At 59.9% G+C, this 22,861-nt stretch carries 24 protein-coding genes and 1 pseudogene; 3 read left to right on the top strand and 22 right to left on the bottom strand.

What is annotated here, in order from left to right; all coding sequences use genetic code 11:
- Positions 1 to 7: 7 nt before the first annotated feature.
- The 7 genes from murJ to M5D89_RS12915 all read right to left on the bottom strand — a co-directional run bounded on the left by murJ (position 8) and on the right by M5D89_RS12915 (position 8,970).
- Complete coding sequence (murJ, locus tag M5D89_RS12945) at positions 8 to 1,534, bottom strand: murein biosynthesis integral membrane protein MurJ (protein ID WP_248886213.1); 1,527 nt, start codon at positions 1,532 to 1,534, stop codon at positions 8 to 10.
- A gap of 51 nt (positions 1,535 to 1,585) precedes the next feature.
- Positions 1,586 to 4,021 (bottom strand): PilZ domain-containing protein, encoded by a 2,436-nt coding sequence (locus M5D89_RS12940; RefSeq protein WP_248886212.1) that lies wholly within the window; start codon positions 4,019 to 4,021, stop codon positions 1,586 to 1,588.
- 113 nt (positions 4,022 to 4,134) lie between these two features.
- Positions 4,135 to 6,081, bottom strand: a complete 1,947-nt coding sequence (locus tag M5D89_RS14355; protein WP_248886211.1) for a lytic transglycosylase domain-containing protein — start codon at positions 6,079 to 6,081, stop codon at positions 4,135 to 4,137.
- Positions 6,078 to 6,446 carry a hypothetical protein gene (locus M5D89_RS12930; protein ID WP_248886210.1) on the bottom strand — a complete coding sequence of 123 codons (369 nt, stop codon included), beginning with the start codon at positions 6,444 to 6,446 and terminating at the stop codon, positions 6,078 to 6,080. The genes M5D89_RS14355 and M5D89_RS12930 overlap by 4 nt, the downstream gene beginning before the upstream one ends.
- 79 nt (positions 6,447 to 6,525) lie before the next feature.
- Positions 6,526 to 7,305, bottom strand: a complete 780-nt coding sequence (locus M5D89_RS12925; protein ID WP_248886209.1) for a metal ABC transporter permease — start codon at positions 7,303 to 7,305, stop codon at positions 6,526 to 6,528.
- A complete protein-coding gene (locus M5D89_RS12920; protein WP_248886208.1) occupies positions 7,305 to 8,165 on the bottom strand; it encodes a metal ABC transporter permease in 861 nt (286 codons plus the stop codon). The genes M5D89_RS12925 and M5D89_RS12920 overlap by 1 nt, the downstream gene beginning before the upstream one ends.
- Complete coding sequence (locus tag M5D89_RS12915; RefSeq protein WP_248886207.1) at positions 8,158 to 8,970, bottom strand: metal ABC transporter ATP-binding protein; 813 nt, start codon at positions 8,968 to 8,970, stop codon at positions 8,158 to 8,160. Before M5D89_RS12915 ends, M5D89_RS12920 begins: the two co-directional genes overlap by 8 nt.
- 121 nt (positions 8,971 to 9,091) lie before the next feature.
- Between M5D89_RS12915 and M5D89_RS12910 the strand changes: the two genes are divergently transcribed.
- Positions 9,092 to 10,540, top strand: coding sequence for a phosphomannomutase (locus M5D89_RS12910; protein WP_248886206.1), 1,449 nt, complete (start codon positions 9,092 to 9,094; stop codon positions 10,538 to 10,540).
- Between the two features lie 2 nt (positions 10,541 to 10,542).
- Complete coding sequence (locus M5D89_RS12905; RefSeq protein WP_248886205.1) at positions 10,543 to 10,824, top strand: hypothetical protein; 282 nt, start codon at positions 10,543 to 10,545, stop codon at positions 10,822 to 10,824.
- An 11-nt stretch (positions 10,825 to 10,835) separates the two neighbouring features.
- Here the strand turns inward: M5D89_RS12905 and M5D89_RS12900 are convergent, their stop codons facing one another.
- The 11 genes and pseudogenes from M5D89_RS12900 to motD form a co-directional block, all read right to left on the bottom strand.
- On the bottom strand, positions 10,836 to 11,144 hold the full coding sequence (locus tag M5D89_RS12900) for a hypothetical protein (RefSeq protein ID WP_248886204.1): 309 nt from the start codon (positions 11,142 to 11,144) through the stop codon (positions 10,836 to 10,838).
- Between the two features lie 2 nt (positions 11,145 to 11,146).
- Positions 11,147 to 12,499: a methyl-accepting chemotaxis protein gene (locus M5D89_RS12895; RefSeq protein ID WP_248886203.1), complete on the bottom strand. Its 1,353-nt coding sequence runs from the start codon at positions 12,497 to 12,499 to the stop codon at positions 11,147 to 11,149.
- Between the two features lie 9 nt (positions 12,500 to 12,508).
- Complete coding sequence (locus tag M5D89_RS12890; RefSeq protein WP_248886202.1) at positions 12,509 to 13,471, bottom strand: chemotaxis protein; 963 nt, start codon at positions 13,469 to 13,471, stop codon at positions 12,509 to 12,511.
- Positions 13,472 to 13,615: 144 nt separating this feature from the next.
- Positions 13,616 to 14,731, bottom strand: a pseudogene (locus M5D89_RS14290) (methyl-accepting chemotaxis protein); the annotation flags it as partial.
- A gap of 4 nt (positions 14,732 to 14,735) precedes the next feature.
- On the bottom strand, positions 14,736 to 15,491 hold the full coding sequence (locus M5D89_RS12875; RefSeq protein ID WP_248886201.1) for an oxygen-binding di-iron domain-containing protein: 756 nt from the start codon (positions 15,489 to 15,491) through the stop codon (positions 14,736 to 14,738).
- Positions 15,469 to 16,095: a hypothetical protein gene (locus M5D89_RS12870; RefSeq protein ID WP_248886200.1), complete on the bottom strand. Its 627-nt coding sequence runs from the start codon at positions 16,093 to 16,095 to the stop codon at positions 15,469 to 15,471. The genes M5D89_RS12875 and M5D89_RS12870 overlap by 23 nt, the downstream gene beginning before the upstream one ends.
- On the bottom strand, positions 16,092 to 18,092 hold the full coding sequence (locus M5D89_RS12865; protein ID WP_248886199.1) for a chemotaxis protein CheA: 2,001 nt from the start codon (positions 18,090 to 18,092) through the stop codon (positions 16,092 to 16,094). Before M5D89_RS12865 ends, M5D89_RS12870 begins: the two co-directional genes overlap by 4 nt.
- A gap of 2 nt (positions 18,093 to 18,094) precedes the next feature.
- Positions 18,095 to 18,568, bottom strand: a complete 474-nt coding sequence (locus M5D89_RS12860; RefSeq protein ID WP_248886198.1) for a protein phosphatase CheZ — start codon at positions 18,566 to 18,568, stop codon at positions 18,095 to 18,097.
- Complete coding sequence (cheY, locus tag M5D89_RS12855; RefSeq protein WP_248886197.1) at positions 18,565 to 18,984, bottom strand: chemotaxis response regulator CheY; 420 nt, start codon at positions 18,982 to 18,984, stop codon at positions 18,565 to 18,567. Before cheY ends, M5D89_RS12860 begins: the two co-directional genes overlap by 4 nt.
- A 124-nt stretch (positions 18,985 to 19,108) precedes the next feature.
- A complete protein-coding gene (locus M5D89_RS12850; protein WP_248886196.1) occupies positions 19,109 to 19,702 on the bottom strand; it encodes an SPOR domain-containing protein in 594 nt (197 codons plus the stop codon).
- Between the two features lie 15 nt (positions 19,703 to 19,717).
- Positions 19,718 to 20,569 (bottom strand): flagellar motor protein MotD, encoded by an 852-nt coding sequence (motD, locus tag M5D89_RS12845; protein ID WP_248886195.1) that lies wholly within the window; start codon positions 20,567 to 20,569, stop codon positions 19,718 to 19,720.
- A gap of 97 nt (positions 20,570 to 20,666) precedes the next feature.
- Here motD and M5D89_RS12840 point away from each other — a divergent pair, with 97 nt between their 5' ends.
- On the top strand, positions 20,667 to 21,398 hold the full coding sequence (locus tag M5D89_RS12840) for a flagellar brake protein (protein WP_248886194.1): 732 nt from the start codon (positions 20,667 to 20,669) through the stop codon (positions 21,396 to 21,398).
- Here the strand turns inward: M5D89_RS12840 and fliW are convergent.
- The 4 genes from fliW to M5D89_RS12820 are packed head-to-tail and all read right to left on the bottom strand — an operon-like array spanning position 21,378 to position 22,803.
- Positions 21,378 to 21,854 (bottom strand): flagellar assembly protein FliW, encoded by a 477-nt coding sequence (fliW, locus tag M5D89_RS12835; protein ID WP_248886193.1) that lies wholly within the window; start codon positions 21,852 to 21,854, stop codon positions 21,378 to 21,380. The genes M5D89_RS12840 and fliW overlap by 21 nt on opposite strands.
- Positions 21,851 to 22,099: a carbon storage regulator gene (locus M5D89_RS12830; protein WP_248886192.1), complete on the bottom strand. Its 249-nt coding sequence runs from the start codon at positions 22,097 to 22,099 to the stop codon at positions 21,851 to 21,853. Before M5D89_RS12830 ends, fliW begins: the two co-directional genes overlap by 4 nt.
- Positions 22,099 to 22,488, bottom strand: coding sequence for a flagellar protein FlgN (locus tag M5D89_RS12825; RefSeq protein WP_248886191.1), 390 nt, complete (start codon positions 22,486 to 22,488; stop codon positions 22,099 to 22,101). Before M5D89_RS12825 ends, M5D89_RS12830 begins: the two co-directional genes overlap by 1 nt.
- Before the next feature lie 3 nt (positions 22,489 to 22,491).
- Positions 22,492 to 22,803: a flagellar biosynthesis anti-sigma factor FlgM gene (locus tag M5D89_RS12820; protein ID WP_248886190.1), complete on the bottom strand. Its 312-nt coding sequence runs from the start codon at positions 22,801 to 22,803 to the stop codon at positions 22,492 to 22,494.
- Between the last annotated feature and the right edge of the window lie 58 nt (positions 22,804 to 22,861).

Genomic DNA, 22,861 nt, shown 5'->3' with positions numbered 1-22,861 from the left:
AGTCGGTTCAGCGTCGACGTAACTGGCGTAGCTCTGGCAGCCGGATGAGCCAGAGCAGGAAGCCATAGAGCAAGATGCTGCCGACGATCAGCACCAACAAATGAGCCACACGGATGCCGGCAGACCAGCGCAACCAATCTGCAGGAGTGCCGCGCAAGAAGTACAGGGCCACGCCCAGAATTGCAGCCGCCAGCGCGGTTTTCAGCAGAAAGCGGGACCAACCGGGGGCCGGCCGATAGATGTTTTCGCGCCACAGACGGCGCGCCAGTAACGAGGCGTTTCCCGAGGCCGCGATGCTGGTGGCGAGGGACAGACCGAGCTGATGCAGGGGCCAGGCGAGGAGGAGACTGATGACGATATTGATCCCCACGCTGATGACCCCAAAGCGCATTGGGGTGCGGGTGTCTTGGCGGGCATAGAAAGCGGGCGCAAAGACGCGCGCCGCGATGATTGGGAGAATTCCCAGACCGTAACCGAAGAGGCTGAGGTAACTCTGATCCACGTCCGCGGCGTTATAGGCGCCATAACGAAACAGGGTGATGAGCAGGGGCTTGCCTAGGAGCAGTAGGCCAAGGGTGGCGGGGAGGCCAATGAGCCAGGTCCAGCGCAGGGCCCAGTCGAGGGTGTGCGGGAACTCAGCGCTCTTGCTTTGCCGGGTGAGGGTGGGAAGGACCACGGTTCCCAGAGCGACACCGAATACGCCCAAGGGGAATTCCACCAAGCGGTCGGAATAATACAGGTAGGAGACCACATTGGCACCGACCAGGGAGGCCAGAACCGTATTCAGGAAAAGGTTGATTTGTGCCGCCGAGGCGCCCAGGGCCGCTGGCCCCAGCAAGCGCAGGGTGCGTGCCACACCGGGGTCGTGGCGACGCAGACGAGGCCAGCGCAAATGTCCCACGCGATGCAGCGCAGGTAATTGAAACAGCAGTTGCGCAATACCACCAAAAATCATGCCCCAAGCTACCGCAATGACTGGTTGGCTGATGTGGGGTGCCCAGAGGATTGCCGCAGCAATGATTCCAAGGTTGAGAAAGACGGGGGTAAAGGCTGGCACCTGAAAGTGGCCGTAGGTATTGAGGATCCCCCCCGAGAGCGCAACCAGGGATACCAGCAAAAGATAGGGGAAGGTAATGCGCGTGAGCAGGACGGTCAGCTGAAATTTTGCCGGGTCGGCGGCGAAACCGGGGGCGAGGAGATAAACGAAGATGCTCGCTCCAAGAATCCCGATGAAGGTGATGATCAGGAGGCTAAGCAGTAACCAGCCGGCCACGTCGGCGACGAATTCCCGGACTTCCTCTTGGCTGCGTTCCTGAACATATTCCCCTAGTACGGGCACAAAGGCTTGGGAAAAGGCGCCCTCTCCAAACAGTCGGCGAAAGAGATTGGGGATGCGTTGCGCAACAAAGAACGCATCGGCGGCCATGCCCGCGCCAAACAGGTGCGCCAGAATGACGTCACGCGCAAATCCCAGCAGGCGAGAGGCGAAGGTATTGCCTGCTACCTTCGCGACATTGCGTAATGACAAGCTCATTGGGGGAAGAATTCACGGTGGGCCCCTGTTTTCGCAGCGACCGCTGGGCCGCTAGCTGGCCAGTATCAGTTGTGCCTCGCTGATCGCGTCCAGTGCTGCCTTGTTGTTTCCGGAGGCGCCATGAATTTTGCCCAAAGAGAGCAGTGCAGCGGCGAGCAGCTCCCGCATTTCGAAGCTGAATTGCTTACCCAGTCGATCTTGCAGGCTGCGCATGGCGGTAATCACCCGCTCTGCACTCGTGGATGCCTGGGACAGCTTTCCTTGCTCCAGCGCTAGTTCGGACTCTTGCAACTGCACCGCAGCGACCAGCTGCTGCGCGTGTGGAGGCAAAGCGTCGCCAAATTTTTGCTGTAGCTCCTGGAGCACGGACTGCACCGCCGCCAGGGTACTTTCTGCTTGACTGTAGAGCCCCAGGGTGCGCAAGAATTTGGCATATTGTAATTGCGCTATGCCCAATTGCGCGTAATGGCTGCTGGTGAACTGGTCGGCCAACTGGGTGCGCAGTCCTTGCCAAATCTGGATGCTCTCTTCGGTAATTTGCTTCCCTTCGCCTTCCTTTCCCAACTGAAAAAGCATGTTTCCTTTTTGCAATAAGGCACTGGCACTCGTCGTCCGCAAGGCCCAGGAGGCCTCCTCGGGTAGCGCGCGCAGCGCCAGCTCGCTCAACTCGTGGGCACGATCCAGGTGGGGCAGGGATTCGGTCAAGTTGCCCTCGCTGGCATAGAGGTTGCCCACGCAGAGCGCCAGCCGTGCGCTCAGCTGCAGAAGCTCGAGCGGGGCTTGGTCCGCGAGCTGCCCGCGCATCTCTTGCAGAATTTTGTCTGCCTGTTGATAGGCTTCAATGGCCTCTGCAGGATTTTGCCCGGAGGCGGCGGTGCCACGAATCATGTACGCCTGCGCCAGGTCCATGCCCAATCGGGGGCGTTTGAGAACGCTGTCCTGCTGCACCTGGGCGAGCGTCTGGATGGCCTCGCTCGCGGAACTGGCCGCATTGCTGTCACCCAGAGAAAACAACGCTCTTGCCTTACCGAGCAAAGCGCGGCCACGGATATCCAGCGTCTTTGGCGTGACTGCATCAGCCTCTGGCAAGTCCTGCAGAATGGCCAAGGCTTGTTCGTAGGACTCCAACCCTTCGCGATACCCTTCCGTCTCGATAAAGACTTCTGCTTTACTGCACAGGACCGCCGCGAGTTCGACGCGCGCGTTGAGTCGCCGCGGACTGCTGTAACTGGGTTGTACCGGGGTTACGCTGTTGGCAACCGGGGAAAACGAAGCTTGCTGAGACTGCTCTTCTGACATCATGGTCTCCTGGGAGAGGTCAACGCTTTGCGAAAGGGGGGGGGTGACAAGCGGGGGGCGTTCCTCCTGATCCGCATCATCAGGGTCCGTGGATATGGCCGGCAGTTTGGCATGCGCGAGAGCACTTGGCGGATCTTCCACCGGCGCTGGTTCTACGGTGATGGCTTGCGGTACTTCTTCCACCTTCACCGCGTCCGTTGCCGAGACGTTGTCGACCTGATCATCACTGCTGCCCGGATTCTCTATGGATAGGGGTGAAAAATTTGGCTGGTAGGGCGTCGCCATGCTGAGAATGGCCTGCACAGGCAACGGGGCGATGCCCAGATCAGTTTGCTCGCTAGCAGGTGTTTTCGCTGCTGGCGGAGGAGTCTCAGCGTCTTTCATGCGTGCAGTGTCTGGCCTCTTGTCACTGAGGGAAGCGTACGATTTTTTCTCATAGCTGCCAATTTTTGACAACTCCGGTGTGTCGGGCAGGTTCAGCCCCTTGCCCTGAGCGCAGAAATACAGACTTCTCATATATTCTGCCTGGGTTCGTGTCAGTAGGAGGCGCGCCGCCACGAACAGACCAAATTGGCGATTGAGATGATTCTCCCGCCGCACGATACGCGCCGTGCTCGCAATATCGCCGCAATTGGGAACGGAAAATTCGACCAGTACGATTTCACCTAATGGAAGATCCACGTCATTGACGAGAAAGCCGATGCCCGTAGTGCTGAAATCGCGCAGCCAGCCGTGAATCGTCTGCAGATTCCGCCGCCGAATGAGGATTTTTGTCTGTAGGTGAATACGATCACGAAATCTTTTCTTTCTCCAGTAGACCAGGTTTGGCGCCTGAAACAGGAAAGACCCATTTCTGATAGTGGAGAATTCAGAAAAAAAGCTGGATATGAAACTCTTGCTGTCTATACAGATCAGGCTTCTATCGTAGACTTTGCTGAGGACATTTTCCTGGGGTAGGAAAAGAATTTGGTCGTTAGAGCAATTCTGAAACACAAATATGCTTCCATCATCATCCTCGTCTGCGGAAAAAATGACACTGGTATTGTTCGCATCTTGGCAAATATCAGCGGGGTCACGAAAGCCGACAGAAGAGAAATCGTTGATGAGAAGCTGGTGATATAGCTGCAGGTCCAGTCCGGAGCGTGCTGGGAGCATCTGGCGAAGATCGAGCGGACTAAAATTGGACATGTCGGTGAATTTTTGCGTTGTGGGCGTTTTTCTGTGCTTCCCCGCACGGCGTACCCTGCAAAGCTAGCATGTTCTCGTTTTCTTCGCTAGTAAGTGATGATCGACGCATGTGTCTAGCGCGCAAGTTGCCAGTAAGATAGGGGAGACTGTGTGGGTTCCGCGAGCAGCATGCGATATACGATCGTGTTGCTGAGTACAGCAAGGACATAGTCGCGGGTCTGCCGGTAGGGGATGTTGGCAGCAAAAATCAGGCCGGTCCATTGGCTGTCCCCGATGGGGATTTTGGCCAGCCAGCGCTGCACTGCCCCTGGCCCGGCATTGTACGCGGCGGCGAGGAGCAAGGGCGAGTTGCCCAATTGGGAGCGTAGATAGGCCAGGTAGGCCGTGCCAATCTGGATGTTGCCACTGGCACTCTGTAGATCCGCAGTCGCAGTTTGGGGATAGTGTCGTTGCACCCATGCGGCCGTGCCCGGCATGACCTGCATGATTCCCTGCGCACCGGCGGAGGAGCTAATTCCCGGCGCGAAGCCCGATTCCTGGCGAATCACGCCTGCAACCAGGGATGGCGCCAGGGCATTCTGGGCTGCGCTCGCCAGGATATCGTTGCGGTAGGGAAGCACATATCCTTGCCGCCAATCCGCATCATTGGGAATGCGGGTGCTGGCATTGATGGCGAGCAACCAGGCCTGATTCTGGGCGGCCTTTTCAGTGGCCGCGCGAATGGCGTCGGTGTTGGGGAGGGTGTCCAGATACCGCCCCCACTCCCAAAGGGCATCGAAATACAAGCCCAGTTGGTAGAGCTTGAATGCGCGACGCAGGCTGCTATTTTCCTGACTCTCTGGCGCCGACCGTGTACCTCCCGGCGCCGTGAATGTCGTTGCGCCCGGATTTGCGGTAGGGAGACCCAGCGGCCGGCCGAGGGCAACGGTGGCTAGTTGTCCGAAGGCATCAAAGGGTGAGGCTATGCGACTCCAAATGGCGCGCGCTGCGGCAGGTTCACCACTTTTTTGCAGCGCCAGAGCGCGCCAGAACTGCCATTGACTCTTTTCTGCCTGTTCCCTGGGTAAGCGTTGTACTGCGGCAAGAACGAGCGGCCAGTCCTGTTGCAACAGGGCGGAACGGACCATCCATTGCAGAACATCCACCTCTGGCCGGTAGCTCGCGTCGGCATTGACTGCCGCTTGGTACCAAGCAACGGCATTCTGCGTCTGGAATTTCTGTGCCGCCTGCTGCGCCGCGCTGTAGCAAACGGAGGCCCGCTGTGCCGCCGTCAGATCCGGCAATGTTTCGGCCTGCGCAACTGCCAGGGCTGGTGCATTGGGTAGTTCACAGAGCAGCGCAAGGTGCAGCAATTCCGCTCCAGCCACGCTACCAAATTCCGCTCCCGTAGTCTCGGCATGCGCTGCCAGCCAGGCATGGGGATTTTGCAGCAGCGCCGCCACGGCGGAGCTGGCAGGGCCAGGAAGGTAGGTGGCAAAGCTCGCCGCTGTGTGGAGCTGTTGGGTGCGTACCATTTGCGCCAGTTTCTGCCACAGGAGAGGGGTGGCGATCTGCCCCTGGCTCAGCGCGTTTTTGGCCATACGGTTGCAGGCACCATCCGTCGCCGGCGCTGTCTGCCATAGCGACCCAGGATCACCCATCCGCAGCAAGGGATTGCGCGCCGCGTAACAGCGAATGGTGATATTCTCGGGCGCGGGTCCGGCATGATAGACCTCGGTAAAGTGCTGCCAGTCCTGCCGTTTCCCGAGTTCGATCAACCACTGCCGGCGCAACAATAGATAGGCAGCGCCTTGGGGAAATTCGTTGGCGAATTGCCGGAACTGCGCGTTTTGCAGGGTCTGTAAACGGGGCTGTAAGGACCAGTAGGCCACCCAAGGTCCCATATAGGTATTGGCGAGCTGCGGCAGGGCTGCGGCAGCCGGTCGATAATTTCCTTGGGAAAAGGCTTGTGCCGCATTCTGCAGCAGCAGCTCCTGTTGCGCACTGAGAGCGCCATGAGCAAAGCCAGAAAACAGCAGGAGGACAGCGCCGAGCTTGTGGCATCGGCGGCAAAGACTCACTTTTGCTTGAGATGTAACCATCGGCCGAGGTGTTTACTGAGAGACTCACCGCGACGGGGATGGTCCTGTGCCAATGGCCCAACATGCAGATTGAGGGGTTCACAGTGGTCTTTGCCATGGCAGATGACGCCATGGGAATCGCAGGAGGCGCCCGCCCGTTGCAATACCGCCACCATGTGTTCCTCCAGTTCCGCGCCGCATCGACCGTCGTATTGGATCAATGCCAGGGCCTTTTCCGGGAGATAATCGATATGGCCGCCCAGCTTCTCGAATTCTTCCAGGGTTTTTCTTGCTTCGGGGGTGACACCATGCAGGGCTCCGCTGATGATGAAACGATCGGGTCGTTTGGTGCTCGGTGTGTTCATGACTTCCCTCGACTGCGTCTCGGTGTTCTTTCCTCAACGCCGCTGATGATGCCACCAAGCGCGATGTGAGGGAAGGGAATCAGGGCCGCGTCAGGAAGCGACTGAGCAAAAAAAGCAGGGCGCCCTGGGTACCGACAAAAAAGCTCAGGGGCCAGTTGGACCAATAGGATAGGGCTATCGAAGACCAGCTGAGGAGCTCCGCCAGGAGGATTGCCAGCAGCCAGGCGCGGTAGGGATGGGCGGACAGCCGTTGGGCCGCGGCGGCGGGGCTGACCAGGAGGGTGAAGACCAACAGGGTGCCGACCACGGGCACCGCAGCGGCGCTCACCAGGGCCAGCAAGATGAGGAAAAACCACTCCATGCGGATGGGTGAGATGGCCCGCGCCATGGCCAGTTCGCTCTGGCTGGATTGCAGCAGCAGATCGGGAAAGCGCCAGAGCAACAGCAGGATAACCGTCAGGCTCAGTAGCCCCAAGGGCAGGAGGCTGGCTGCCGATATGCCCACGACCTCGCCAAAGAGCAGACCGTAAACGCGGGCAGCGTATTCGCGCCCCAGGCTCAGAAACAGCCCGCCGAGGGCAAGAAAACTGCTCAACAACAGGCCGATCGCGACATCGCGCCGGCCGAGGCGGGTGAAAAAACGGAGAAAGGCCACCCCGAGGAGGGCAAATCCTGCCAGGCCCCAGAGGGGTGCGAAGCCCAGCAGCGTCGCCAGGGCCCCGCCGGGGAAGGCCGCCAAGGGCAGGGCGTGGGCGGCGAAGGCGCTGCGCCGCAGGACCACGAAATACCCCAGGCTACCCGCTGCAATGGCGAGCAAGGTAGCCGCAATCCAGGTATGCAGGAGATAACTGGAAAACATCAGCGTTGCAGGCCCCGTGCTGGACCCCAGGCTGCCGTCGCTAAATAACACAGCAGGATGAGCAGGACCACAAAAAAGCTCACCGGCCAACTGGCGCCGCCGGACCAGTAGTAGCTACTGTAGGCGAGGTAAATGCCGCCAAAGACGGCAAGCAGGGCGATGGCCTGGGCGTAGAAAAAACTCTGCCACGGTTTGCGCGCCAGACGCAGGCCACTGGCCGCTGGCCCAAGCAGGAGCGCAGTGGCAAGGATCACTCCGATGGAGAGAGCGGACAAGGCCGCCGCCGTGCCGAGCAGGAGCAGATACAGGATTTCCAGGCGCCGTACCGGCAGGCCCGCAGCGCGGCCCAGGTCCGGATCGGCAGCAATGAGGAGCAGCGGCCGGTATAGGATCAGGACCAAACCGATGGCTACCCCCACCAGGGCCACAATGGGCCAAAACAACTGGGGTGCCAGGGCGAAGATCGACCCAAACATCACGTCTACCGTGGCGCTGCTGGCCCGGGTCAGGGTGACATCAAAGTACAGAAGTAGCGCTGACAAACCCAAGGTGGCCCCCAGGACGATGCCGGTGGCGAGGTCGCGCTCCTGCGCCCGACGCAAGCCCAGGGCCGCCATGGCCAACGCCGCCAGCCACGCCATCGCCAAAAATCCCCACAAGGCGCTGATGCCAGCAAAGATTGCCAGGGAACCCCCGGCGCTGCTGCCGTCCCCCAGGGCATGGCCGGCAAAGCTGTGCTGCCGCAGCACGGTAAAGACCCCTATTGTCCCATTGAGGATCGCTGCCAACGCGCCAATCCAGAGCGCGGTCTGCACGGCGGAGTTCTGAAAAAAGCTGGCCAGATGCAGAGGATCAGTCATGATGCACGTGGCAGGGGATTTCAAGACCCTGACGAGGATCTTCGGGCAGGACCAGCAGGCGTCCGCGGTGTTGGAGGACCTCTACCGGGTAGCCATAAAGGCGGTTCAGCACATCGCTGCGCACCACCTCGTCCACGGTACCGGCGGCAGCGCGTCCACCCACCAGGTAGATCAGCTGGTCCAACACGGGCAGGAGCGGGTTCATGTCATGGGCGGTGACCAGCACGCTAATGCCCTGCTGGTGGGCGAGGCTCCCCAGCAGCTGCACCAGACGACTGGCGCTGGCAAAGTCCAGGTTGGCCAGAGGCTCGTCCAGGAGCAAGAGGCGGGGTTGGCGGGCGAGAGCGTGGGCGATGACGGCACGCTGCTGCTGCCCGCCCGAGAGCATGCCCACCCGTTGTTCGGCAAAAGACTCGGCCTGCACGGCAGCGAGGGCGTCGCGGAGGATGCGGGCATCGGGGCGCTGCCACCAGCGCCGCGGCATACGCCCCAAGGCCACCAGATCCCGGGTTCGCAGAGGGAGATAAGGGTCAAAGCTGATCTTCTGCGGCACATAGCCCAGGGCGCCGAGCTGTTCCTGCACTGGCTGGCCGAGGACCCGAATGCTGCCTTGGTGCCAGCTTTGCATGCCCAGGATGCTGCGCAGGAGGGTAGTCTTGCCAGCACCGTTTTCGCCAATCAGGGCCGCAACCGTCCCGGCTTGCAGGGAAAAGGAGATGTCCTGCAGGACCTGTCGCCCGCCCAGGCGCACCTCAAGAGCGGACACTGCCAAAAGCGGATCGGATGTGGCTGAGGGAGTGGACATGGCGTCGACACATTGCAACAGAGTTGCGCAATGTAGAGAGTTCCGTAGAGAGTGTCAAGGCGTGTTCAGTGGGACAGGAGCATGCCATGCTATGATGGTGCGGCACTCCCGGAGGAAGACGATGGCGGCGTTTGGTACGAGCGGTTTGCGGGGTTTGGTGACGGAGTTGCGAGACGAGGTGGTGCTTGGCCACGTCATCGCCTTTTTGCAGCATCTGCAAGAGCTGAACGAGTTTCAGCCCGGGATGAAGGTTTTCCTGGCAGGTGATCTTCGTCCCAGCACTACGGCGATCCTGCAAGCGGCCTGGCAGGGAGTCCTGGATGCTGGCGGCGAGCCACATTATCTCGGACGCATTCCTTCGCCGGCGTTGGCCTATGCCGGTTTTCGCGCCAAGGTGCCGTCTTTGATGGTTACCGGCAGTCACATCCCTTTTGATCGCAATGGCATCAAGTTCAACCGACCGCATACCGAACTGCGCAAGGAGGATGAAGCAGGCATCCTCGCCCGGCGGCCCGCCTTGGATCGAGGGGTCTTTACCGACTCCGGCGCACTGCGCCGACGACCGGAGCTTCCGCCTGCGGAGGATGCAGGACGCGTGCAATACAAAGAGCGTTATCTGGACTATTTCCCTGGTCAGCCATTGAAAAACTGGCGTATTGGGGTCTACCAGCATTCCGGTGTTGCCCGCGATCTATTGCCGGAAATCCTCGAGGCCCTGGGCGCCGAAGTGCTGACCCTGGGGCGATCGGAGGCCTTTGTGCCTATGGATACCGAGGCGTTACGCCCGGAGGATCGCGCCTTGGCACAGCAGTGGGTGCAGGAATGGCAGCTGCATGCCCTGCTCAGCACGGATGGGGATGCGGATCGTCCTATGGTAGCGGACGAGCAAGGCGAATGGTGGCGTGGGGATCAGCTCGGGCAAGTCTGCGCCGCGCTCTTGCAGGCAGATGCCGTGGTAACGCCCGTCTCCAGCAATACCGGCTTGGAGCGCGCCAGTCGCTTTGCGCGTACGCTTCGCACGCGGATCGGATCGCCCTATGTAATCGCTGGTATGGAGCAGCTCTTGGCAGAAGGCTGTACACGGGTGGTAGGGTACGAGGCCAATGGCGGTTTTCTGCTCGCCTCGACCCTGCACGAGGATGGGCGCAATTTGCATCCACTACCGACGCGGGATGCAATCTTACCCATGCTGGCCGCTTTACTGGCGGCTGCGCGGGCGGGAACGCCGCTCTCGTCGCTACTGCAAGATCTGCCGCAACGTTTTACCAGCAGTGATCGCGTACAGGAATTTCCGACGGAGCGCAGCCGCAGCATCCTGGCGTGCTACCAGGAGCCTGCAACTGGGCTGGCAGCGTTTAACAGGGATTTTGCTGATATCGGCTTTGTTGCCGCCCGCTCGGATCTGACCGATGGGCTGCGCCTGCACAGTGAAGCGGACGAGATTCTGCACCTGCGCCCCTCGGGTAATGCCCCGGAGTTGCGCTGCTACGTGGAAGCGGGGTCACTGGCACGAGCAAACACTCTCTTGTCGGCGGCGATGCAGAAACTGCAGTCCTGGCGTCAGGAGTAGTCATGCGTTGGCGTCGGCGCTCGGCCTGGATCTACACCGGCTTGGCACTGTTCGCGGTAGTGCTGCTGCTGATGGTGATGCGATATTTGGGGGTGGTCTTCGAAACCAATGCGAAGGCGCAACTGGCGTTGCACGGGCCGAGCATGGGAGTCAGTACCCTGTTGCATTTGGCAGCGATCTGCGACTGGGTGCGCTGGCGCTGGATCGCTGATTTGTTGCTTGTGGCACTGGCGCTCACGGTTTTTGGGCTGGGACGCGATTGGTGGACGGCGCGGCGCCATTGAGCTTAAACCGCTCAGTCGATCGACGAAACTTTATGCTGGACGGGGAATAGCGCTAAGAAGACCCACTCGGCCACAGAAAATAGGCTGCGGACCAAGACCCGCGCGACATACCAGAGAACCAGAAAGCGAAAAATATCGAGGGCATAGGGTGCCCAAAATGGGGCGGCGGCGGGAATGGCGGGCGGGAGCAAAATCGTTCCACTGGCGGCAGCGATGGCGGCGGCGAGGGCAATGGCCCAGAGTCGAAAGCGCGGCCAGCATGCGACAGGGTGCTCTGGCGCGGCGGCGTCTTCGCTGGCCACAGGTTCCTGCTTTGCCACCGTCAATCCCCCGCGCTGAGGATCTTGTCACGCAGTTTGTCGAGTTGCGTCTGCACCAGCGTACTGAGACTTTTTAGCTGTTCGGCGCCTTTGTGAATTGCCGTCCTGTCGTGCTCGCGCACTGACTGTAGCAGACGCAAGCCAAGTTTGTGCACCTGCGGATGGACCTGCTGCAAGGACGCGAATTCCGTGCTTTGGGTCAAGGCAGACTCGCTCAAGGCATCCATCCAGAGTCCCAGGCGACAGGCGTGCTCGTCTTTCAGCTCCTCTGTGCCCAGACTGGTGTTGCCGCTGCGGATGGCTTCCAGTATCTTTCCGACCCAGCGCACATGCTCGCTTTTCGCAATGCTGAGACGCACGGCAAGAGGGACAACAGGCCCATTCATGGCCTCTTCTGCGGCCTGCTCCAGATTTTTCTGTATGTTTCCGAGGCAGTTGCCAATCTCACTAAAGCTGCCGTCAAATTTTTGCATGGACCCGCGCAGGGTTTCCATGTGCGCCCCCATGGCCTCCGCCGCAGCAATCTCCTGGGCACTGCCGTCGATGATGTTTTTGATGTTTTCCTGGGTCTCCTGCGCAGAGTGGTTCGCCATGCCAAGGACCTCGGCCACCGTTTCCAGGGAGTCCCCGCCGCGACGGAGGTGTTGAATGCTGGCCGATACCCGGTTTTCCACTTCTGCTGCGCCTTCATTGATATTGCTGGCGGCACTGCGGATTTCGCTGGCGGCATGAGAAGAGCTTTGCGCCAGCTTTTTGACTTCATCTGCGACGACGGCAAAACCCCGTCCATGTTCTCCGGCACGAGCCGCTTCGATGGCGGCATTCAGGGCGAGCAGGTTGGTTTGTTTGGCGATTTCCTGCACTTTCACCGCCAGTGTAGTGATGGTGCGGGTCTGTTCGAGAAAGGCCTGTACCGTTTTCCCCATACCATTCACGGCCTGTTCGACCAGATCCATCTCGCCGATGAGTTCGGAGAGACGTTGGTTACCCAGTTGAACATCATGCAAGGTGTGTGAGGCGAGATCCTGATTGGCGGCGACCGCTACGGCCGAGTCCTTGACGGCACGGATGACGGCCTGCGCCTGATCAACCAGGGACTGGCTATCGAGCTCTGCCCGTTGCAAGCTGGCACGAAACTCCAGTTCCAGCAGATGACTGTCGTTGGCATCCTGCAATGCCCGGATTTGCTGGTCCAACACGGAACAATACCGGCGCAACTGATCTCGCTGCTGTTGGCAAATGGGGGCGATAGAGCTTTGAAATTCTTCGTCCTCGCGCAGTAGGCGAGCGGTATCCGCGTCACCGTCGAGGCAAGCGCTGAGGAGGGAGCTGAGAGAATCTGGGGTGCTTGGCATGTTCTTACCTCATTTGGCGTCGCGGTGGATGACGCTTTCGACCGATCGCGCCAGGTCATCGGGGAGGAATTTGGCCACGTAGCCATCGGCGCCAACGCTGCGGGCGTGGGCCTCGTTGGCGCTACCGGAGAGCGAGGAGTGGATGACCACCGGCACGGAGCGCAGGTTTTCGGTTTCCTTGATGCGGCGGGTCAGGGTAAACCCATCCATTTCCGGCATTTCTAGATCGGTCAGGACAAGGGCTACCTTGTCGGTAACGGCGCGTCCCTCGGCGCGCGCATCCTTGGCCAACTGTTGCAGGCGCTCCCAGGCCTCCTTGCCCGTTTTGGTGCTGATGAAGGGCAGGCCCAGGCTGCGCAGGGTCTTTTCGATTTGGTTGCGTGCCACGGCGGAGTCGTCGGCGTAGAGAATCACCGACCCCGCGGGGATGTCCACGGCATGATGCTGGTTGAGCTCATCCCCCGATTTGAAGCGCGAGGGCAGGACCTTGCGCAGGATGTGTTCGACATCGAGCACCAGCGCCAGACGCGCCTTTTCAATATCCTCATCCAAGCGCGCAAGGCTGGTGACTAGGCCGCCAACTGCAGCGCCCTCGGCCGAGAGCACGTGGCTCCAGTCGAGGCGGACGATTTCTTCCACGTCCTCCACAGCGAAGCCCTGCACCGAGCGTTCATACTCGGTGACCAGTAGAATGTTCAGGCCCTTGGCCTGGCAGCCGACCACTTGCGGCAGATCGATGACGGGAATGATTTGTCCACGGATATTGGCCACGCCCAGGACATGCTCTGGCGCCCCGGGCATGGGGGTAATTTTCGGCATGACCAGGGCCTCACGCACCTTGAAGACATTGATGCCGAAAAGTTCCTGGCTCCCGAGCGCAGCATCGGCACCGAGGCGAAAGACGAGTAGCTCAAACTTGTTGGTCCCGGCGAGTTGGGCACGTTCATCGACTTCGCGCAAGATACTGTCCATTTCCTACTCCTTGATCCGCTGATGCAGTTCGCTGCTCAGCCGTTGCAGATGTTGCAGGGTTTCGTCGCGGGCCGGGCGGGCTCGGTCAATGAGCTGCTGCGCCGTATCCAGCTGGCCCGCTGCTCTCGCTTCCAGGGCTGCACGCAAACTTTCATGGAACCTGTGGTGTGGGCTGCGAATCGCCTCATATTCCGGCTGGTTCCGCAGCAGGGCGTCGCCCATGCGCTCCATCCAGCGTCCCAGGGAACAGCTATGCTCATTCGCAAGGTCAGTGGCTTGCAGGTGATGGGTGCCCAGTTGGATTTCATCGGCCACTTGCTGAAAGCGATCCTGATGGCTTTGCCGTGCCGCATCGATGCTGGCTGCGGCAGCTAGCCAGCGGAGTTTCTCCACCTGCTTCTGTAGGTGCTCGGTCACGGCCTTGGCATCGCCGGCCTGCGCCTGATTTTGCCGCGCCACCTCGCCGAGCGATCGCGCCGACTCTGCGATCGTGCCCAGGTTTTCCTGGACTTCTTCGGTCGCTTCCTGGACGCGGCGCGAGAGATTGCGCACCTCGTCGGCGACGACGGCAAAACCGCGTCCATGCTCCCCGGCGCGCGCCGCTTCAATGGCGGCATTCAAGGCAAGAAGATTGGTTTGGTAGGCAATCTCGCGAATGGTTTGGGCGATTCTGCCGATGCCACCGATCTGGTTGACCAGGGCCGAAACCTTCTCCTGGTTGCTGGCAATGCTCGTGCGCAGTAAGTCCAGGTTACGACTGGTGCTGCCCATGGCCTGCTCGGCGTCCTTGCTGAGTTCGCCAATGGTCACTGCGCTGTCGATGGCATTGGCGGCGATGTCTGCGAGAACCTGGCGATTCTTGCGTTCACTGCTGTGGTCTGACCACGAAGCATGAAAGGCGATGGGACTCCCATTTTCTTCCCGCACCACGCTGAAGCGCAGAATGAAGCGGATGTCTCCCAAATCCAGTACATTGTGATGTTCACGCAGGCTTCCATCAGCGAGTTTGCGGAATATCCCCCGCACTCGTTCCGGATCCCGATGAAATTGATGAATCGACTGCCCCAGGGCAGTGCGGGTATCGGCTCCCCGCAGCAGCGGTTGCAGCCGTTGGGCATACTGATCCATCACCTGCCGTGCGCTCTCGTTCATATAAAAGATCCGGTTTTCCATCGCTGGATCGGCCGCACAGAGCATCTCCAGGGTGGAAAGCGGCTCGAGCAGTGCCTGGGCGTAGTTTTTCAGGTCCTGAAGCTGCATAGATTCATCCATTGGTCAGAGCGCTGCCAACGGGGAGGGCAGCAAACCAGTCGAAAAAGCGCTGTACCTGCGGACCGCTATAAATGGCGCCATGTTGGGGACAGAGAAAATCGATTTCGAGTTGGCTCACGCGTTCCAGCCAGTCAGTTTTGGCGCGGTTGGACGGCATCCAGCGCTGATGGAAATAGCGCGCCTTTTCGATATGGGCGGCGAAGGATTTGCCATCGGGATCACGCCGATCCACCCAAGGCGCATGTCCGGGGGGGAGGAGCGCCGCCCCGACGTCACCAGAAAACAGCACCTTGGCCTCTGGGTCATAGACATGAAAATTGGCGGAGGAATGCAGATAATGCGCCGGGATGAATTCCAGACGCCGCCCGCCAACCAGGATGCCTCCACCTTCGTCAGGGATCTTTTGCAATGGCGCTTCCAAGGCCCCGTAATGGCGAATGAACCCCTCCCACAGAGCGGGGACATGCCACTGCATGTCGGCATTACAGGCATGCCATAAAGGCAGGCTGGAGGCAATATCGGGGTCCTGATGCGAGACAAAGCCCGCCTGAATGCTGCCCGGTCGCACAGCCTCGACGAGTGCGGCAAAGACTTGCGGAAAGATCTCGAATCCGCCCGGATCGAGCAGGAGAGACTGACCTTTCGATTCCATGACATAGACATTGGAGTCAATGACCCGGCTTTCCTCTTGGTCATAGAGTATCCACCAGCGATGATCCTTGGCCTCAAAGACTTTCGTTGCTTTCATCTTGTAACCGCTCCAGTTGCTGACGATAGTCGCGTATGGCCCGCGCCACGATCTGTACCGCCTCACCCATGTCTCGTGACACCCGCATGAGCGGTGCCCCACTCGCCTCCACCAAGGCCGCTTCGATGCGGCCACTGGTCACTACATATTCCTGTTCTTCGACGCCCTCTTGCAGTACCCGCACCTTTTCCAGCAATTGGCGCAGGATCCTGCGCGCCTTGTCCTGTTCGATGGTGATGGTCTTGACCCAGGCCTGGCGTGTCGATGCAAAACCGGGACATTGTTGATGCAGGGTGCTGCCATGGCTTTGCATCATCTGATCGTAGTTTTGAATCAGGCGCTCCTGCTGCAGGATGCGCATCTGCGCTTCGATCAGCGGCGCGATATTGGCTTGCAGGTGCGAGGCGGATTCGCGCAAGTTTGCAGCACGTTCCCGGAAGGCCTGGGCGACGACTCCGTAGCCCGCCAGGACATTGCCATGCTTTTTCACCAGCACCATGGCGTTGAGGGCGCGTCGGTCGATTTCCTGCAAGGCCCGATCGATATCCTGGCGCGCGCGAAAGGAGGCATCGACAACCTCCATGATTTGCCGTGCGGTACTCATCGACTCGCCTCCCCTGATTCAATGCCCTGCCGTCCCAGAGCTGCGGCATCCAGAATCAACACCACGTTGCCGCGCCCGGAAATCGTGGCACCCTGATACCAGTTCTCGTTGGCCAAAAAATCCAGCGGTTTGACTACGGAGTCTTCATTGCCGAGCACTTCGGAGACGAGGAGCAGGGCCTGCTCGGTAAGAATGCCTTCAATCGGTTCGGAGCCGAGCCGTAGCTTACGGCCGTGTAGCAGTTCCCCGAGATCGATCATCGGTCGGACCTCGCCTTCGTCCAGCCGGTACAGACTGCGTCCGCGCATGCGATGGATGCGGGAGTCCTGGACATCAATCAGGCTTTCGATGGCGTTCACCGGCAGGGCGTAGGTCTCTCTGCGCAAGCGCAGATAGAGGACCGGCAGAATGGCGAGGGTCAGGGGAAATTCCATCGCAATGGTGGTGCCGGCGCCCAGGCTGGTACGGATGTCCAGGCGTCCACGCAACTTGTGCACGGTCTCTTTCACCACATCCATGCCAACACCGCGCCCGGAGAGTTCCGTCGCCTCTTCCTTGGTGGAAAAGCCGGGCCGGAAGATCAGTTCCAGCGCTTCCTGCTCCGAAAGTCGTGCCGCCTGCTCGGCGCTGATCACCCCTTTTTCGATGGCCTTCTGCACCACCATCTGGCGATCGATCCCGCGGCCATCGTCGCTGACTTCAATGCGTACCTTGTCGCCGAGGTGAATGGCGGCCACGCGAATCCGCGCCGTTTCCGGTTTTTGTGCCGTGCGTCGTTGCTCAGGCAGCTCAATCCCGTGATCGAGACTGTTACGGATGAGATGGGTCATCGGACCAGAGAGGGCATCGACGACGGCCTTGTCGATCTCGACATCTTCCCCCTGGATCTCGAGTTGGACATTTTTGCCCAGCTGCCGCGACGCGTCGCGTACTACCCGCGGTAACTGCTGGAAGATGCGTTTGCAGGGCTGCATGCGCAGCCGCATGGCATTGACCTGCAGGTCATTGACGCTAAGGTCCATTTCCCGGGCAATGCGACCAAGATCCTCATTTTCTTCGAGCAAGCTGCCGATGGCTGAACTGAGACGGTTGCGCAGCAGTACCAGTTCGCCAACCTGGTTCATCACCGCATCAAGGCGCGCCGCATCGACGCGCAGGGTATTCTCCACCTCGCTGCTACCGATACTCCGCGGCGCGGGGGACTTGGCTGGTACTGGCGCTGGCGTTGCCGGAGCCGGAGCCTGTGGCCCGGAATCTGGTGCCGGCTTTTCGACGGCGGGCGCCGCGGTGGATAGGCCTGGCGCACTGTGATCGCCGTACATCTGATCCAGCAGGTTCTCGAACTCGTTTTCGGATATCTCGTCTGCTGCCGGCGCCGCCTGGTCCAGGCCCGGTGCCCGGCTGCCGTACAGTTGATCGAGGACGCTCTCGAACTCCGCTTCGGATATCTCATCTGCGGCAGCGTCCGGTGTTATGTCGCTCGGCTCCGGGCATTGGGCGACGAAGATCCCCGGATTCCCCTGTGCATCCGCGCGCTGCTCAGCGTAGACGGTTCCGGAGGATTCGCTCGTTGCTGCCGCCTGGTCGGATGGCGATGCCGAGGTAGCGGGCTCGGGCACGCAACCGCTGGCCAGTGCCTGAATCCGCGCGCCAAGGTCCTCCGGACCGGGCGCAGGGTATGCCCCTTGTGCCAGCTGCTGCAGCATGCCATCGATGACGTCGAGTCCGCGCAGGATCGCATCGACCATGTCGCCGTTGGCGCGCAACTGGTGACTGCGCAGCTTGTCGAGGAGATCTTCCAGATGATGAGTCCAGTCGACGAGGTTTTGTGCCTCGAGAAAGCCGGCCCCACCCTTCAGCGTATGAAAGGCGCGAAACAGGCTGGCCAGCAGCTCGTCGTCGTCGGGCCGATCCTCCAGGCACAGAATTTCCGCTTGCGCCTTCTCGAGCAGCTCCCGCGCCTCGGCGAGATAGTCCTGGAGAATGTCCATATCCATGCTCAGATCCCCAGCTCTGCGAGCAGTGCATCGACCCCGTCCTGATCGATATCAGGATTGCTCATGCCATTCTCTTCGATATCGGAGGGCTGGCGCTCCAATCCCATCTCGGTGAGGGTCTGACGGATGCGATTCTCGACGGCGCGGAGCAGGGTGATGGCCTTCTTCAGCCGCTGACCGGCAAGATCTTGACCTTGTTGGCTGGCCACAATGCGTTGCAGGGCCTGCTCGATCTGTGCAAGTTCTGGATCAATGAAGGTGTGATGGGCACTACGAATGTCACTCAGGGCCCCTTGCGCGACTTCAACCGCCGCCAGTGTCGCCATGGTTTGTTCTTCCGTCAGGCGCAAGGCTTCTTCCAGGGGATCTTTTGCACCGACCAGATCCTCTTCCGCAGTACTGGCGATTCGCCGTAAGCCCTCGCGCAGGAGGAGCTCGATTTCGTTGAGGGAATGTTCCGGCGCCGCTCCGTTCATCGGTTCGCCCCCTGTGCCGCCTGCAAGCGCTTGAAGATCGCGTCGAGTTTTTCGCGCAAGGTTTCGGCGGTGAAAGGCTTGACGATGTAACCATTTACCCCGGCTTGGGCGGCCTCGAGGATGTTTTCGCGCTTCGCTTCGGCAGTGACCATGAGCACGGGAATGTGGCGCAGCTGCGCGTCGGCGCGGATTGCGCGCAGGAGATCGATTCCTTGCATGTTGGGCATGTTCCAATCGGATACGACAAAGTCGAAGGGGCTACCCTGCAACTTCTGTAGCGCTTGAACGCCATCCTCTGCCTCATCGAAGTTACCGAATCCGATCTCGCGCAGCAGGTTGCGAACGATCCGCCGCATGGTGGAGAAGTCATCTACGATGAGGATGCGAATGTTTTTGTCTACTTCGTCGACGCCCATGAATTGGCTCTGCCTCCAGAAATGAATGGCTCACTCTATCAGGCGCAAGCAAAGAATGTTCCTGCTCTGCACCGTACTGCCTCAGGGGTACAGTACGGCACAACGGAGGAAAAACTTGAGGGCGTTACGGCTGTGCTGCGGGGCTCCAGTACTGCGGGTAGCCAGAACTCTTGGAAATCTTGGCAGCACTGATTTTTTGCATCAATTGGCTGGCAGCCAAGCGACTGGCTTGAGGATGGCCTACCAATACGCGATACAGGCGGTTATGCGGGAGGTTGCCGATGCAGGCCGGAACGCCCGCCTGGCTGGCATGTTGTGCCAGTTCCTGGGCTCCGGCCAACGACCCAAACGCAGCCAGTTGCACGTACCAGCCAGCGGAGCGGCAGGTGGTACCGGGTAAAGCGAGTACCGTTTTCTCCATCTTCGCCGCAGAAAGACCCTTGCTCACGGAAGAAATGCCTGTCGCTGGAGACGGGGAGGCGGCCAAGCTCTGCGTCGTTGCAGCGCTGACCGTTGGCGGAGTACTGGTAGCAGGGGCAATGGCAGCCGCAGCTGGCAGGGGGAGATGAAGCTGCACCGACGATGCCCCTACCGCGACCTCCTGTGCAGTTTGTCGTCGCTGCAGGATAAACGCCAGAAAAATGACGATGAGGAGTAGGAAAAGGCCAAACCACAGCAGGCCCTTCAGTCGTCGATTTTTTGACGAATTCTGTGTCATCTCGCTGTCCTCTCCTTAGCCGCGCTGCTCAATGGATCCGGCCATGATGGGATCCATGCCCGCCTTGCTGGGGTGTTGCGGGGCGACGACGACAATACTGACGCGACGATTCATGGCCAATCCTTTGGCGGTGTCGTTGGGTGTAACCGGATGATACTTGCCATAGCCGGCGGCAACCAGATGCCGCGGATTTACTCCGTGGGCGGTGAAGATTTCCACTACGGCTGCGGCCCGCGCCGCAGACAGGGCCCAGTTGTTGGGGTACTGCGCCGTGTTGATGGGTAGATCGTTGGTGAAACCATTCACCTGAATCTGATAGGGAACCTGCGCCAAGACCTGGGCGATTTGCGCCAAGGTTTGTTCTGCCGCTGGCGTCAGGTGTGCCTGGGCAGAGGGAAACAGGATCTTGGCATTGAGATCGATCACCACACCGAGACCACTGCGGTGGATCAGTACGCTGCCCTTGCTGATGAGGGGTTGGAGCAAGGCTTCCATCTCCTTTTTCAGCGTATCGAGACGAGTATCGTCTGCGGGTGGCTGCTTGGCCACAGGATGGGATGGATCAGCTGGATTTTGCATTTTGCCTGGGGTGGCGTCGACGATTTTCGGCAGGGGCGGTAGCTGCACCGCTGCGCTGGGTGTAGGGGCACGGCTGGCGCTCCCCTGAATTGGGGTTGGCGACCACGGGTGCCCGGAAAAAGCCGAAACCAGGGTCTGGGAGAGTACCTTGTATTTGCCTTCGTTGACGGAGGATATCGCGTACATGACGACAAAAAACGCGAACAGCAAAGTAATGAAGTCGGCGTAGGACACTAGCCAGCGCTCATGGTTTTCCCATTCTTCCTCCTGGCGAGAACGTCTGGTCATTTCCCTCTCCTGCACGAATCCCGATTGTCCATCCGCAAGGATCATGCCGGCATGGATGCTGCTTGGCAAATCCGTCGTTTTTGTGGGGAGGCTGCCAATGCTGTCGGATCAGAGTTTTATCGAACAGCTGTTTCAAAAAAGTCATCGACAGGGGGAGGCGACTCTCCGCCGTCTCGGTGCCGCCATGCTTGATCAGGTCTCCTGGTCCATCCTTGCCGGTGCATCACAGCGAGTGGTGGAAAGTGAAATTTTTGACATCTTGCCCGACGAACAAGGGTTGCTTTTTGATCCCTGGATGGGCGCTCCTGATGCCGTGGAGGGGGTAGGCGAGGAGGTCTTGCTTTGGAGTACCTTGGGGGGAATACCCACCGGCTTTGTCACGCGCTTTTTGGGACGGGCCCAGTGGCGACGCTATCCTGCCGTCCATCTGGCGATGCCGGAGCAAGTGTACCAGTGGCAACGGCGGGCCTTCTTGCGGGCCCCAGCCCCGGCCGGTTGCCGCGGCAGTCTGCAGCGTCAGGGTGCCCAGGCCCTGGCAATGGAAGTGCTCGACCTCGGCGCGGGTGGACTCCGGCTACGCGTGTCTACCCCAAAGGATTATGCCCTCAGTGTCGAAGAGCGTTTGCCCATGCTGAACTTCGCTTTTGCAGGAAAGCAGTACGCCTTGGCGGCGACCCTGCGGCATCTGAGTGGCCCACGGCGGAGCAGCAATGGGGCGGTACAAGAACTGGGAGTGGAATTTCTTGCCCCCCCTTTGGCATTACAGGAACAGCTGATCCAATATGCCCTGCGCCATGATCGGGAAGCGCTACATCGCGCTCGTCTCTGAGGGGGCTGCGGTGTCTAGGCTCAGAGGCACAACATGAGCCAAGAGCTCCGCCGGCGGCGTATCTGAGCCGTTCCGTGGGGCTTCCTGCGCTTGTTCTACTATCCATTGCTGGACGCTACGTTGATTGGGGCAAAAATAGAGGGGCGCCAACTGATGCGCCCGCAGGTCTTCTGCTGCATTTTGCGGCAGGATCACCATCAACATATTGACGCCCCCGGCGCAGGCGGCCTGCGGAGCACCGTATTGTAGGCCGAAATGTTGGGGCGCACAGAGCAGAAACGCAATCAAGGGATCTTCCAGGGATTGCAGCCACAGGAAAGGCCCCTGCTGGTCGACGTGAATCAACGCAAAATGGCGCAGCTCCGCAAAGCCAGACAGCGCTGGCTCACAGTGCCAAATCTGCTTCTCGGCAATGGGCAGAAGGCCAAAGCGAGTTGGGTATTGCTTGCTACTCATGAGTTCTCCCGCACCTTGTCAGTGCCACGCCCGGTCAACCAGGCATCGAGCTGGTCCAGTTGATTCTGGGCTGCATCACGATTGTTGCTGCGTATGGCTTCGAATAATTCCTCCCGGAGAATGGCGACGCCGCTGGGGGTTTCGATACCAATACGAACCTGTCCATCCTCGATGCGCGTGATAACGATCCGAATATCCTCCCCAATGCGAATCGCCTGTCCCTTTCTGCGCGTCAGGACGAGCATCAGGCGCTTCCCAATCGATGACCACTCTTGCCTTTGCCGATCTGGCCATCATCGTCATAGAGCTGGTTCTCGGCACCAAAAAGGACCCGCCAAGCTTCCTGTTGAAACTGTCCCAAGGCCTGGATGCTCGCCCCGTTGCGGCGATTGATCTGGGCGATTTCCTGGAGCAGCCAGTGGCGTTGGCGCATTTCCTCGGCGCTGCCACGCTGGGATCGACGCTGGGTTTCGAGGACGCTGATCTCGCGGAAAAGCTGTACCTTCTGCGCCGCGATTGTCTGCACCCGCGCCCAGTCGCTGCCGAGCAGAGCCTCGGACTCCGCGTGCAAAACCTGTCGTAACGCCTCGAGACGAGTGATTTGTTGCGACAGGATTTCGCTGCTGGCGGGCATGGATTAGCTCTGCTGGCTGTTGGGCTTGCCGGGTAGCAGCTGGGTTTGGTCTTGGACGAGGCCCTGGCCAATCTTTGCCGGTAGGATGGTAAAGCTGCCGTTGCCTATGGCCGCGCGGAGGGCCTCAAGATGACCGGATTCCTTGTTGTTGCCACTGGCGTGCAGGAGTGCCTGTGCAGCCGGGGAGAGGGTCACCTGTTCCTGCGTGGCGCCTCCCGTTGTTGTATTAGCTGGACCTTTCGCAGGCGCGTTTTTGCTACGCGGCGTGTCGCTCGGCAATGGCGTGATGCGATTATTTGCTTGGATGGGATTCATGAATGCGTTCCTCTCACTTCGTCACCACAATAACGGCACAATTGCAGAATCTCTTGAA

This window comes from Acidithiobacillus acidisediminis (assembly GCF_023277115.1).
Classification (GTDB): Bacteria; Pseudomonadota; Gammaproteobacteria; order Acidithiobacillales; family Acidithiobacillaceae; genus Igneacidithiobacillus; species Igneacidithiobacillus acidisediminis.
Note: the sequence above shows the minus strand (reverse complement) of the source record. Positions and strands in the feature narration are given on the sequence as shown.

Bases quoted from the DNA above. Each gene is read 5' to 3' on its own strand.
- murJ (WP_248886213.1), bottom strand. From the start codon at position 1,534: ATGAGCTTGTCATTACGCAATGTCGCGAAGGTAGCAGGCAATACCTTC.
- M5D89_RS12940 (WP_248886212.1), bottom strand. From the start codon at position 4,021: ATGTCCAATTTTAGTCCGCTCGATCTTCGCCAGATGCTCCCAGCACGC.
- M5D89_RS12930 (WP_248886210.1), bottom strand. From the start codon at position 6,446: ATGAACACACCGAGCACCAAACGACCCGATCGTTTCATCATCAGCGGA.
- M5D89_RS12925 (WP_248886209.1), bottom strand. From the start codon at position 7,305: ATGTTTTCCAGTTATCTCCTGCATACCTGGATTGCGGCTACCTTGCTC.
- M5D89_RS12920 (WP_248886208.1), bottom strand. From the start codon at position 8,165: ATGACTGATCCTCTGCATCTGGCCAGCTTTTTTCAGAACTCCGCCGTG.
- M5D89_RS12915 (WP_248886207.1), bottom strand. From the start codon at position 8,970: ATGTCCACTCCCTCAGCCACATCCGATCCGCTTTTGGCAGTGTCCGCT.
- M5D89_RS12910 (WP_248886206.1), top strand. From the start codon at position 9,092: ATGGCGGCGTTTGGTACGAGCGGTTTGCGGGGTTTGGTGACGGAGTTG.
- M5D89_RS12905 (WP_248886205.1), top strand. From the start codon at position 10,543: ATGCGTTGGCGTCGGCGCTCGGCCTGGATCTACACCGGCTTGGCACTG.
- M5D89_RS12895 (WP_248886203.1), bottom strand. From the start codon at position 12,499: ATGCCAAGCACCCCAGATTCTCTCAGCTCCCTCCTCAGCGCTTGCCTC.
- M5D89_RS12890 (WP_248886202.1), bottom strand. From the start codon at position 13,471: ATGGACAGTATCTTGCGCGAAGTCGATGAACGTGCCCAACTCGCCGGG.
- M5D89_RS12875 (WP_248886201.1), bottom strand. From the start codon at position 15,491: ATGAAAGCAACGAAAGTCTTTGAGGCCAAGGATCATCGCTGGTGGATA.
- M5D89_RS12870 (WP_248886200.1), bottom strand. From the start codon at position 16,095: ATGAGTACCGCACGGCAAATCATGGAGGTTGTCGATGCCTCCTTTCGC.
- M5D89_RS12865 (WP_248886199.1), bottom strand. From the start codon at position 18,092: ATGGATATGGACATTCTCCAGGACTATCTCGCCGAGGCGCGGGAGCTG.
- M5D89_RS12860 (WP_248886198.1), bottom strand. From the start codon at position 18,568: ATGAACGGAGCGGCGCCGGAACATTCCCTCAACGAAATCGAGCTCCTC.
- cheY (WP_248886197.1), bottom strand. From the start codon at position 18,984: ATGGGCGTCGACGAAGTAGACAAAAACATTCGCATCCTCATCGTAGAT.
- M5D89_RS12850 (WP_248886196.1), bottom strand. From the start codon at position 19,702: ATGACACAGAATTCGTCAAAAAATCGACGACTGAAGGGCCTGCTGTGG.
- motD (WP_248886195.1), bottom strand. From the start codon at position 20,569: ATGACCAGACGTTCTCGCCAGGAGGAAGAATGGGAAAACCATGAGCGC.
- M5D89_RS12840 (WP_248886194.1), top strand. From the start codon at position 20,667: ATGCTGTCGGATCAGAGTTTTATCGAACAGCTGTTTCAAAAAAGTCAT.
- fliW (WP_248886193.1), bottom strand. From the start codon at position 21,854: ATGAGTAGCAAGCAATACCCAACTCGCTTTGGCCTTCTGCCCATTGCC.
- M5D89_RS12830 (WP_248886192.1), bottom strand. From the start codon at position 22,099: ATGCTCGTCCTGACGCGCAGAAAGGGACAGGCGATTCGCATTGGGGAG.
- M5D89_RS12825 (WP_248886191.1), bottom strand. From the start codon at position 22,488: ATGCCCGCCAGCAGCGAAATCCTGTCGCAACAAATCACTCGTCTCGAG.
- M5D89_RS12820 (WP_248886190.1), bottom strand. From the start codon at position 22,803: ATGAATCCCATCCAAGCAAATAATCGCATCACGCCATTGCCGAGCGAC.